The 11838-nt window shown below is 71.2% G+C and carries 6 protein-coding genes; 3 read left to right on the top strand and 3 right to left on the bottom strand.

The window, feature by feature from the left end:
- The 3 genes from ASC99_RS24700 to ASC99_RS24690 all read right to left on the bottom strand — a co-directional run.
- A partial coding sequence (locus tag ASC99_RS24700; RefSeq protein ID WP_235583118.1) for an SDR family NAD(P)-dependent oxidoreductase occupies positions 1–5719 on the bottom strand: 5719 nt, incomplete at its 3' end.
- Positions 5716–6699 (bottom strand): hypothetical protein, encoded by a 984-nt coding sequence (locus tag ASC99_RS24695; protein WP_057235827.1) that lies wholly within the window; start codon positions 6697–6699, stop codon positions 5716–5718. The genes ASC99_RS24695 and ASC99_RS24700, both read right to left, overlap by 4 nt.
- Complete coding sequence (locus tag ASC99_RS24690; protein ID WP_157531729.1) at positions 6696–8621, bottom strand: CRTAC1 family protein; 1926 nt, start codon at positions 8619–8621, stop codon at positions 6696–6698. The genes ASC99_RS24695 and ASC99_RS24690 overlap by 4 nt, the downstream gene beginning before the upstream one ends.
- A 316-nt stretch (positions 8622–8937) precedes the next feature.
- Here ASC99_RS24690 and ASC99_RS24685 point away from each other — a divergent pair, with 316 nt between their 5' ends.
- The 3 genes from ASC99_RS24685 to ASC99_RS24675 form a co-directional block, all read left to right on the top strand.
- Positions 8938–10485 carry a GMC family oxidoreductase gene (locus ASC99_RS24685; protein WP_057235822.1) on the top strand — a complete coding sequence of 516 codons (1548 nt, stop codon included), beginning with the start codon at positions 8938–8940 and terminating at the stop codon, positions 10483–10485.
- 50 nt (positions 10486–10535) lie between these two features.
- Positions 10536–11237 carry a DUF899 domain-containing protein gene (locus tag ASC99_RS24680; RefSeq protein ID WP_057235819.1) on the top strand — a complete coding sequence of 234 codons (702 nt, stop codon included), beginning with the start codon at positions 10536–10538 and terminating at the stop codon, positions 11235–11237.
- A gap of 148 nt (positions 11238–11385) precedes the next feature.
- Positions 11386–11838: SDR family oxidoreductase (locus ASC99_RS24675; RefSeq protein ID WP_157531724.1), on the top strand; the 453-nt coding region annotated here is incomplete at its 3' end.

Raw genomic sequence — 11838 nt, 5'->3', positions numbered from 1 at the left:
CGGTCTTGCGCAGGCACTCGGTGGCGCCCCAGACCCGGGCCGCCGCCTGGGACAGCGGCTCGCCGAGCTCGCGGGCGACCAGCTCCGCCAGGGTGAAGCCGTCCGGGCCGAGCAGGGCGGCCCAGTCGGCCGGGGCGCGGTCGGTCACCGGCTCAACGTCGCAGCCCACCGGCTGTCCGCCGAGCAGCGCGAAGGTGACCCCGCCGCCGTGCGAGGAGCTGACCCGCAGGCCGCCGGCGATCTCCGGCCGGCCGTCCGGGCGGTAGCGCACCGCGGTCTCCTGTCCGAGTGCCCAACCGACCGCCTTGGCGGTCCGCTCGCGGCGCATCGCCACGCCCTCGACGGCGAGTTCGCCGTCGGGCAGGACGATGCTGCGGACGGGGGAGCCGAGCAGCAGCTCGGCCCGCCGCTCCAGGTAGCCGCCGAGCAGCGCGGGCTGCCACGGTCCGGTGCCGTCCAGCTTGCGCACGGCTTGCAGCCTCAGCCCCTCCCAGCGCTCGACCAGCACGCCGTCCTGGTCGCGCACGTCGAGGTCGTACAGGTAGGTGTCGCCGACCTTGGAGCGCTCGACGGCGTGCAGGGTGACCTGCTTCTCGGCCCTGACCCTCGCCGGGTCGGCCAGGTGCAGCCGCTCGACGCTGACCGGGAGCAGGGTGGCGTCCGGCACGCAGCACTGGATCGAGTGCATCATGGCGTCCCGGGTGCCGGGGTCGGCGAGCACCAGCTCGTGCGGCAGGTAGCCGGCGAACCAGCCGGCCGTGCCGGCGTTGGAGATCTCCGCGACGCAGCCCTTGGCCGCCAACTCACGGTAGCCGAGCAGGCGTTGGAAGCGTCCACCCTGGAAGAGCACCGGACCGTAGAGGTCCCGGGCCGGATCCAGCGGGACCTGTGGGGCGTCCTCGGCGACCGGCCGGGGCGCGCCGTCCACCGGGGCCGGGAGGCCGTACCGCAGGGTGGCCCGGAAGTGGTCCGCCTGGAAGCCGGTCTCACTGCTGCGGATCACCGCCTGGACGGTGTCGGCGTCCTTGGCCAGCACCGCGACCCGGACCGTGACGGTCCCCGTCACCGGGACGACGATCGGCCGGAGGAACTCCATGTCTTCGAGGGTCGGTGCGCCCGGCTGCCCGGTGACTGCCGCGGCGGCCTGCGCCATCGCCTCCATGCCCAGCACGGCGGGGTAGAGCAGGTCCCCGTCGAGCAGGTGGTCGGCCAGGTAGGGGTCACCGGCGGCGGAGAGGTCCGCGTCGGCGACCAGTTCGATGCCCGGGTAGTACGCCTGCGGCCGCTCCAGGAAGCGCAGCAGCGGCAGTTCGCCCCGGCCCACGTCCAGGGTCGGCAGCCCGCCGGCCCGGCCCATCACGACCATCGCCGTCGGGGCCGAGGGGTCGGCGAGCAGCTGCTTGAGCAGGGCCACGCCGTGCTCGGTCGGGATCGGCTCGATGCCTTCGCGGATCAGCGACTCCAGCACGCCGAGCCGCTCGCCCATCCCGGCCCCGGACCAGACCGACCACTCCAGTGCCAGGCAGCGGCAGTCGGGGTAGTCCTGCTGGATCTGCAGGGTCAGTTCGGTCAGCCAGTCGTTGGCGGTGGCGTAGTCCGCCTCGCCACGCAGGCCGGCCCGCCCGATGATCGAGCCGAAGGTGACCAGCAGCCGGAGCTGCGAGGGGTCGACGGCGGCCAGTACGGTCTCCAGGCCGGTGATCTTCGTGGCCAGAGTGCGCCGGAACGAGGACTCGTCCAGGTTGGCCAGCGCGTGCGGCTCGTTGCGGCCCGCGCCGTGCAGCACGGCGGAGACCGGGCCGAGCGCGGTGCGGATCTCGTCGACCGCGGCCTTGACCTCGTCGGCCGAGGTGACGTCAGCCCGGGCGTAGTGGAAGGTCACGCCCGCCTCGGTCATCCGGGCCAGGTTCGCGGCCAACTCCTGGTCCTGCGCCGGGTCGGAGCGGCCCAGCAGGCCGATCGCCGCACCGGTCTCCAGGGCCAGTTCGAGAGCGCACTCGGCCGTGATGCCCTTGCCGCCGCCGGTGACCAGCAGGACGTCCGCGCCGTCCAGCGCCGGGCGGCCCGCCGCCGGGTCGAGGGCCGGCCTGGGCCGGAGCACTGGCACCCGGCGGATGCCCTCCGGGCTGTAGCTCACCTCGGCGAAACCGGCCGTGCCGGCCACGTCGGCGGTGATCAGCGCGCTCAGCTCGGCCGCCCGCTCCGCCGACAGGTCGTCAGGCAGCGGCAGGGTGACCAGAGTGGTGGTGATGTCGGGGGCCTCCAGGTGCAGCGTCTTGGTCAGCCCGGAGGCCCCGCGCCGGTCGCCGACCGCGACGAACCGGCCGGTCCCGTCGCCCGCCTCGGTGAGCGCCGCTCGGGCGGCGGCCAGCATCAGCGCCGCGTGGTCCGCCCCGCAGTCCCTCGGCAGGCAGAGCAGCACGCCGCCGCCCAGCCCGGCCGCGGTCAGCGCCCGGTGCAGCGGGTCCGCCAGCGGGTGCCGCTCGGAGGCGAAGACCTGCCAGCTGCCGCCGGTGTCGGTGCTCCGGGACGCGGGTGCGGCGGTCGGGACCAGCTCGATCCCGAACGCCCGGACCCAGGGCGCGACGCCCGGGGCGATCCGGGACCGGTCGTCGCCGTCCCCGACGGTCTCCGCCAACTCGTCCAGCAGCGCGGCCAGTTCGGCCAGCGTGGAGGTCGCGAAGGCGGTGGTGACCAGCGGGGCGGTGAAGCCGAGCTCCTGGGCCGCCTGGTTCATGATCTGACCCACCGTGATCGAGCTCAGGTGCAGCTCGTCCAGCGGGTTCATGTCCGGACCGACCGCCGCGAGCGGCAGCTCGGCCCGGTCGGCGGCCAGCCGCAGCAGCACCTCGAGGCTGTTCCCGGCCGGCTCGGTGCCGACCGTGGCAGCAGCGGCGGGCACCGCAGCGACGGCGGCCGCGACCGGCCGCTCCGCCGGGACGGCCGCGAGCACGAACTCGCCCTCGGGGGTGGTCTCGCAGGGGCTGGCGAAGAAGCTGAACTCCTTGTCCAGCGGCAGCGGCCGGGTGAACCGGTCGCGGAACAGTTCCGTGTGCCGGACCGGCGCGCCGAGCGTGAACGCCGCCGCCACGGCCGCGAACAGCCCGGCCAGCGAGGCGCTGTCGGACTCCAGCGAGACGGTCGGCACGGTCGGGGCGATCTCGGCCGCCAGGCCGCGCAGCACCCGTCCGGGGCCGACCTCCACCAGCAGGTCGACCTCGCCCGCCAGCTCCCGGACCGCCTCGTCGAAGCGGACCGGGTCCAGCACCTGACGGGTCAGCAGCTCCACCACGTCCGTGTCGGCCGGGAGTTCGGCCGCGGTGACGGTGGAGAACATCCGCTCGGTCAGCGGCGCGAAGGTCTCGGTGGCCAGGTGAGCCCGCAGGCCCTCGGCCGCCGGGGCCACCGCCGCCGAGTGGAAGGCGTGCGAGACGTTGATCCTGGCGGTGCCCAGACCGGCGGCTGCGGCCTTGGCGCAGACCCGCTCGACCGCGTCCACGGGGCCCGAAACCACGGTCTGCGAGGGGCTGTTGTAGCCCGCGATCACCACCGGCTCGCCCGCCAGCAGCGGCTCGACCAGCGCGGCCTCGGCCGCGATGCCCGCCATCGTCCCGTTGCCGTCGCTGGCGTCCGCCATGATCCGGCCGCGCGCGGCGGCCACCCGCAGCAGCGTGGTCTCGTCCATCGCCCCGGCCCAGTGCAGCGCGGTGACCTCGCCGAGGCTGTGACCGGCCGCGCCGACGGCCTCGATGCCGAGTGCGGCGAGCACCCGCAGGCCCGCGACCGAGGCGGTGACGATCCTCGGCTGGGCCACGGCGGTGGCGACCAGGTCGCCGTCGGTGGGCAGGGCGTGGGTGCGGTAGAGCTCGTCCACCGAGCTGAACCGCCGCCGGACCGCGCCGCCGTCGCCCCGTCGCCCGGCACCCTGGCCGGGGAAGAGGAAGCCGATCCGCGGGGTGAGCGCGGAGTTGCCCAGGTAGACGCCGCCGTTCGGGTCCAGCACCGAGCGGGCGCCGGAGTCCAGCAGGGTCAGCAGCTTGCCGAAGCGCTGCTCGGCCTGCTCGGGACCGGCCGCGACCACCGCGGCGCGGATCGGCCGGTCGGCCAGCTCCTGCTGCAGGGTGGCGGCCAGGTCGCCGAGCTCGGCGAAGGACAACCGGGGGGTGAGAGCGGCCAGTTGGGCCACCTTGCCGCGCAGCTCGGCCATGCTGCCGGCGTCGACCAGCAGCAGTTCGACGTCCTGCCGGGAGGCCACCAGCCGGCGGGTGGTGCGGCCGACATCGGTCTTCCGGACGCCGTCGGCGTGCTCCACCACCACGTGCGCGTTGATGCCGCCGAAGCCCATCGAGGAGACCCCGGCCCGGACCGGTGCGTCCGTCGGCCAGAGCTCGGCGCTGTCCGGCACCCGCAGAGCCGGGCGCTCGCCGGCCAGCTCCGGGTGCGGGTCGACGTGGCTGGTGGCGGGCGGGATGATCTGGTGACGGACCGCCAGGACGGCCTTGAGCAGACCGGCCACGCCGGCCGCCGCCTTGGTGTGGCCGAAGTTACCCTTCACCGTGCTGATCGCGGCGGGCGGAGCGGTCGGGTCGGCCGCCCGGCGGGCCTCGGTGAAGGCCCGCAGCTCGGTGGCGTCACCCACCGCGGTGCCGGTGCCGTGACCTTCGAAGTACGACACCGTCTCGATGCCGAACCCGGCGGTGGCGTAGGCGCGGTCGAGCGCCAGCCGGTGACCGCTGGCCTCCGGGCGGGTGATGCCGCCCTTGCCGTCCGAGGAGTAGCCCCAGCCGGCGATCGAGGCGTACCTGAACCGCTTCTCGGCCAGCGCGTCCTGATCACGCATCAGGACCATCATCCCGCAGCCCTCGCCGGGCCAGAAGCCGTTCGAGCCCTTGTCGTAGACCCGCATCTCGCCGGTGGCCAGCGCGCCGGTCTTGGCGAAGCCGATCACCTCGAACGGGTCGATGGAGAGGTCGACGCCACCGACCACGGCCACGTCCAGGCGGCCGTCGACCAGCGCGTCGCAGGCGGTGGCGACCGACAGCAGCGAGGAGGAGCAGGCGCCGTCGACGGTGAACCCGCCGCCCTTGAAGTCGAAGTGGTTGCAGATCCGGCCGGCGATGGTGTTGGCCAGCCCGCCGGCCAGGGTGTCCTCGCCGATCGGCGGGAAGGGGCTCTTGTAGCGCTCCTCCAGGCCCGCCAGGAAACCGGCCAACGCCACGTCGTCCCAGCCCTGTTCGCGCAGCGCGGCGCCGACCGTGCGGCGCACGTACGGCCAGCGCAGGCGCATCAGGTTGGCCCGGCTGAACTCGCCGGTGAGGGTGTTGCCGATGATGACACCGGTGTTGGAGTCGGCGAGCCCGGCGCCGAGCGGGAAGCCGGCGTCCTCCAGGGCCCGCGCGGCGGTGTCCAGGGCCAGCCAGTGCGTCATGTCGGTGGCCCTGAAGGTGGAGCCGGCCACCCGGTACTTGACCCGGTCGAACTCGAAGCCCTCGATCACCGCGGCCTTGGCCGAGTAGAACTTGTCCGGCGCGGTCGGGTCGGGGTCGTAGTAGTCCTCGGCCCGCATCCGTTCGTCCGGCAGTCTCCGGAAGGCCCGGCGGCCGGTGAGCACGTTCTGCCAGAGCTCGCCCGGCGAGTCCGCGTCGGGGTAGCGGCAGGCGATGCCGACCACCGCGATCCTGGCCGGGGTGGGACTGGTCGGGGTGGGAGTGGAGGTCATGCGGCCACCGCCTCGGAGCCGGTCTTCTTGCCCAGCTCGGCGGCGAGGGCGTCGCCGAGTCCGTTACCGGCGGAGGACTCCGGGGCCCGGTAACGCTTGATCAGGTGAGCCACCCACCAGCCGGCCCCGCGGACACCACAGACCACGGTGACCGCGAAGAACAGCGTGTAGACGACGTTGAACAGCATCAGCACGCCGTAGGTCATGGCGACCCAGGAGCCGAACATGAACTGGTTCCTGGCCTTCGAGGGCGTGGTGCCCGGGTCGCTGATCATGTAGTTGGTGAACAGCACGAAGGCGACGCCGCTCATCGGGCCGAGCGCCGAGAAGATCGCCACGTCCCAGATCCAGTGCCGCAGCAGGGCCTGGATGACGAAGCCGCCGAGCCAGCCGACGATCAGCGCGACCTTCTTGGTCAGCATCGCGTTGATCACGGTGCCCGAGGTGACGATGATCAGCGGGATGGCCACCCGGAAGAAGGTGTTGGCGTTCTCGGTGAACTCGTACGGCGGCGCGATGCTGACCCAGGAGCCGAAGCAGACCAGGCTCATCGTGATACCGAAGTTGGACGGGTTCATGAAGTGCCGCATCCGGCCGGCCACCGGGGCCTGGAGCGCGTGCTTGCCGGCCACCCCGACCACCGTGCCGAAGATCACCGGCAGGATCTGGTCGTTGGCGTAGAGCAGCATGTTCACCGCGAGCGCCGTGATGTGCGAGGGCAGCAGGAACTCGTACAGGCCGCGCATCCCGTTGCCGCGGAAGCGCGAAGTGCGCTTCTGCGCCCAGGCGCTGAGCACCTCGAAGGAGAGCTCGGTGGCGTACGCGGTGCCCACCGCGATGAACGGCCACAGCCACGGCTGCTCGAAACCGAGCAGGGTGTAGCCGAAGGCGTTGAAGATCGAGATCGAGATGGCGAAGTTCCGCAGCGCGAGGTAGCGCGGGTCCTTGGCGGCGGGGGTCGGCAGGGCGACGGTACTCATCGGCTCGGAACCTCCTGGACGTCGCTGGTCAGCTGGAGCGAGTGGGTGCCGGGGTTCAACTGAAGGTCCTTCATGTGCAACTGACCCGCGGCGTCCCGCCAGCAGAGCTCGACGGTGGCCGGGCCCTGGTAGTCGCCGAGGCCGAAGTGCACCTCGAAGCTGCGGAAGCCGCCGTGGCCGCTGCCGCCGTCGAGCTGGGAGATCTGGGTGCCCCGGGGTGTGGTCACCTTGACGGTGGCGTTGTAGGCCGGGCTGCCGGTGTTCACCAGGCCCTGGCCCGCGCCCTCGGTGCCGGTCGGCCGGTACAGCCGCAGGTCGAGGTAATTGCCGGGCTGCGGCGCCTGGTTGGCGTAGAACGCGGGCGGGCCCCACTGGCGGGCCACCGCGAAGTCCAGCAGGCCGCTGCCGGTGGTGTCGCCGGTGGCGATGGCGCGGGTCGGGGTGGGCACCGCGAGCCCGAGCTCCTTGCTGATGTTGGCGTAGGTGCCGCTCGGGGTCTTGGCGTAGAAGGCCAGCACGTCGTCGCCGGCCAGGTCGTCACCGGGCTGGACGTTCGGCCACATCCGGGGGTTGGAGAGCAGGTCGTCGTTGGTCATGGCCATCTCCTGGAGCCACGGCCAGCGGTCGATCTCGCCCTTCACGAAGCCGTCGGCCTGCAGGATCGCCAGGTCGCCGTCGTTGCGGAAGTCGGCCATCTTGGTGTCCCAGCCCCAGCCGGTCCAGGCCACCCCGTGCTCGCGCGCCTCCTGGGTGAACGGCGCGACGTCCTTCTCCAGGTAGTCGCGCATCTCGTCGTTGTTCTTCGCCTGGTTGATCCAGAGGAAGTTGGACTCCTCCAGGCCCCAGGCGGCGGTGATGTTGCTGACCATGATGTCGAAGCTGCCGTTGTTGTTGACGTCGGCGAAGTCGACGCCCATGCCCTTGAACGAACCCTTGCCGAGAACGAAGGACTTGGGGGTGGTGGAGTCCCGTCGGCCGGTGGCCTCGGTGAACTCGATCCGGCCCGGGGTGGAGCGGTTGTGCAGCAGGTGCGCGTGGCCGAAGTCGTTGGCGATGTACAGGTCGGGCAGGCCCTGGCCGGTCAGGTCGGCGCCGGCGATCGCCAGCGTCCAGCCGGTGGAGGCGTCGAACGGGATGGCGGCCTTCTCCTCGGTGAAGAAGGCGTCCGGCTCGGTGCCGGTGGTGGACTTGACCCAGCGCAGCACGTGGTCGCCACCGGCGTTGCGGGCGCTGGAGAGCGAGTCGTTCATCTGTACGTTGTTGAGCCCGCGCGGGTCCAGCACGTCGGAGTCGGGGAAGTAGTTCCCGATCACGATGTCCGGGTGCCCGTCACCGTCCAGGTCACCGACGTAGGCCGCGTCGGTGTTCCAGCGCGGGCCGTGGTACTTGCCGTCCAGTGACTGCGAGGCCACCACCTCGCGCGGCGTGTAGCCGTCCGCGGCGGGCCCGGTGGCGTCGGAGTTCGCCAGGAAGAGGATCGGGGTGCGGCCCCAGTAGGTGGCCAGCAGGTCCATCCGGCCGTCGGCGTTGAAGTCGCCGGGCGTACAGCCGGTCGGGGCCATCGCCGCGTCCATCGGCAGCGGCGCGGCGTTCAGCACGAACGGGGTGAACCGGTCGCCCGGCCGGGCGGTGGGCGTGTACGTCACCACGATCTGGTCGGTCCTGGTGTCGACGATGCACATCCCGTCGGCCCGGCCGTGCCCGGTGAGGTCGTTGATGGCGATGCCGGCACCCACCGAGGAGACCCAGGAGCGGATTTTCTCGTACGCGGGGTTGACCGTACGGACCGTGTTCATCCGCTGGGACTCGTACCCGGGCGGGAAGGCGATCGGCATCTCCTGGAACTTGTACTGCGTGGCGACCTCGTCGCCTCCGGCCACGGCGACCGTGCTCCGGACGGCGATGAAGAGTGATGCGGTCACCACCACCGTCGCCACTCCCGGAATGAGTCTACGAATTCGCTCGCGATACAAGACGTTCCCCTCTCCGTGCAGGTATCCGCACAGTAATAACAATGTGATGGATGGTCAGCTGGATTCTGCTGGTCAACCCCTTTTGTCGGAGGCTCGGTTTTTGAGCATGGGTCACCTTTTGCGGGATCGCTTCTCTCATGTTGCCCACCGCTCCGACCTGGTCAGCGGGAGGGCACGCTCGGAGAAGACAGCGGGACGGGGCGACTGTGAAGCTCTGGGAGAGAAGACGTCCCCCTATCGGATTCCGCGACCCCGAGGATGCTCCATGACAGAGGTTTATGACGACGTCGTTGTCGGATCGGGCTCGGCCGGCGCGGCGATCGCCGCCCGGCTCAGCGAGGACCCTTCCCGTAGGGTGCTGCTGCTGGAGGCAGGGCCGGACTTTGCCGACGTCGGCGACCTGCCGGACGACATCCGGGACGGCAACGCGATGTCGCTGAGCGCGCACGACTGGAAGTTCAGGGCCGAGATCAGCGACGGCCGGCGGATTCTCTTTCCGCGCGGGAAGGTCTCCGGCGGATCGTCCTCGGTCGGTGCCACCATCGCCCTGCGCGGCGTACCGGAGAATTTCGACGAGTGGGCCGGGCTGGGCAATTCGGAATGGTCCTGGTCGGACGTCATCCCGTATTACCGGAAACTGGAGGACGACCTCGATCTCGGTGGCGACGAGATTCACGGGAAGGGCGGTCCGGTACCGATCAGGCGCTGGCGTCAGGAGGAGCTGACACCGGTTCAGCAGTCCTTCGTGGACGCCAGTCTGGCGGCGGGATTTCCCGAGGTGACGGATCACAACAACCCGACCGCCACCGGTATCGGCCCGATCCCGTCCAACCGCAGGGACACCGAGGTCCGGGTCAGTGCCTCGCTGGCCTACCTCACGGCGGAGGTCCGCGGCCGGTCGAACCTGACCGTCCGGGCCGGGGTGCTGGTGCACCGGGTGCTGTTCGAGGGGACCCGCGCGGTGGGTCTGGAGGTGTCCGCGGGCGGAACGGCCGAGCAGGTCCGGGCGCGCCGGGTGATCCTGGCGGCCGGAGCGGTCAACTCGCCCACCATCCTGATGCGTTCGGGCATCGGCCCGGCGGAGGACCTGCGGCGACTCGGCATCGACGTGCTGCTGGACGCACCCGGCGTCGGCGACAACCTGATCGACCACCCGCGCACCGGCGTCTTCATGAAGCCGGCCCCCGGGGCGATCGACCGGACCGACCCGTTCCTGCAGGCCATGGTGCGCACCACCGCGGAGGGCTCCACCGACTTCAACGACCTGCAGTACTACATGGTGAACCACTTCGACCTGACCATGTTCCCCGACCTGCAGATGCTGGCCGGCGGGAACGTGATCCTCGGTGTGATGGTGGTGGACCAGAAGCCGCAGTCCCGCGGCCGGCTGCGGCTCGGCTCCACCGACCCGGCGGCCTCGCCCGAGATCGACCTGAACTTCCTGTCCACCGAGCGCGACCTGCAGAAGCTGGTCGACGCCGTCCGGACCTGCTGGGAGCTGGTCAACCACCCGGGGATCGCCAGTCGGGGCGAGGGCTTCATCGTCCTCAACGACCAGCTGATCGACAACGACGACATGGTCCGCCAGTACGTCCGGCTGAGCCTGGACAGCGCCTACCACCCGGTCGGCACGGCCCGGATGGGGCCGGCCGGGGACGGGGGCGCGGTGGTCGACCAGTACCTGCGGGTGCACGGCACCGATGGCCTCTACCTGGCCGACGCCTCGGTGATGCCCAGCATCGTCAACTGCAACACCAATCTGACCTCGACCATGATCGGCGAACGACTGGCCGACTGGCTCCGCGCCGGCTGAACCCGAGGCCCAGGGCCGGCGCAAATGTCCACAGTCAGGAGAGAGAGTTGATGGACTTGCCCAGGGTGGCCACCCGCGAGGAGTGGCTCCAAGCCCGTAAGGAACTGCTGGAGAAGGAGAAGCAGCTCACCCGGCTGCACGACGAGGTGGTCGCCGCCCGTCCCGAGCTGCCGATGGTCAAGGTGGACAAGGAGTACGTCTTCCAGGGCCCGCAGGGTGAGCTCTCGCTGGCCGACATGTTCGAGGGCCGACGGCAGCTGATCGTCCGTCACTTCATGTTCGGTCCGGACCAGGAGGAGGGCTGCATCGGCTGCTCGATGCAGGCGGACTCGGTCGGCCACCTGTCCCACATAAACGCCCGCGACACCACGTTCGTGATGGTGTCGCGGGGACAACTGCCGAAGCTGGAGGCGTTCAAGGCCCGGATGGGCTGGACCCTTCCGTGGTACTCCTCCTTCGGTTCGGACTTCAACGTGGACTACCACGTCACCACCGAACAGGGTGAACTGCCGGGCGTGAGCGTCTTCATGACCGACGGGACGGACGTGTTCCACACCTACTCGATCTACGACCGGGGTGGTGACATCTTCAAGAACTTCTACAACTACCTCGACCTGACCCCGCTCGGCCGGCAGGAGGCCCAGCTGGAGCAGCCGTGGGACTGGTGGCGCCACCACGACAAGTACGGCGACGAGAACGCCGTGACCGCCGGGGTGAACTGGTGGAACCGGACCGACAAGTTCGCCACCTGACGGTGCGGAGCTAGGGCGCGTACGGGGCCCGGGTGTCGTGACAACGGCACCCGGGCTCCGGTGCGTCCGGGTCCGGTGCGATTCCTTCTGCGGCCGGCCCGGGTCTGTACCCGTACAGCATCGCCGTCGCAGGAACGAGGAGTAGCCGATGTCCAACCAACAGCTGGCCGGGACCACCGCGATCGTGACCGGCGCCAGCCGGGGCTTCGGCCGGGCCACCGCGACCGCGCTCGTCAAGGCCGGGGCCGAGGTGGTCGGGGTGGCCAGGGACGGCGCCGCGCTCGAGGAGCTGCGGGCCGAACTGGGCGACGGGTTCGTGCCGGTGGTGGCCGGGGTCACCGACCAGGCGATCGTCGAGCGGCTGGTGCACACCTACCGGCCGCGCACCCTGGTGCTGAACGCCGGTGCCACCCCGGTGATGGCCCCGATCCAGGAGCAGACCTGGGACAGCTTCCGGGGCACCTGGGAGGTGGACGTCCAGCAGACCTTCCGCTGGGTGCGGGCGGCGCTGCTGCTGCCGCTGGAGCGCGGCAGCACGGTGATCTCGCTGTCCAGTGGTGCGGTGGTCAACGGCTCGCCGCTGAGCGGCGGTTACGCAGGC

The sequence above is a fragment of the Kitasatospora sp. Root107 genome (assembly GCF_001424875.1).
Lineage (GTDB): Bacteria > Actinomycetota > Actinomycetes > Streptomycetales > Streptomycetaceae > Kitasatospora.
Note: the sequence above shows the minus strand (reverse complement) of the source record. Positions and strands in the feature narration are given on the sequence as shown.

Bases quoted from the DNA above. Each gene is read 5' to 3' on its own strand.
- ASC99_RS24695 (WP_057235827.1), bottom strand. From the start codon at position 6,699: ATGAGTACCGTCGCCCTGCCGACCCCCGCCGCCAAGGACCCGCGCTAC.
- ASC99_RS24685 (WP_057235822.1), top strand. From the start codon at position 8,938: ATGACAGAGGTTTATGACGACGTCGTTGTCGGATCGGGCTCGGCCGGC.
- ASC99_RS24680 (WP_057235819.1), top strand. From the start codon at position 10,536: ATGGACTTGCCCAGGGTGGCCACCCGCGAGGAGTGGCTCCAAGCCCGT.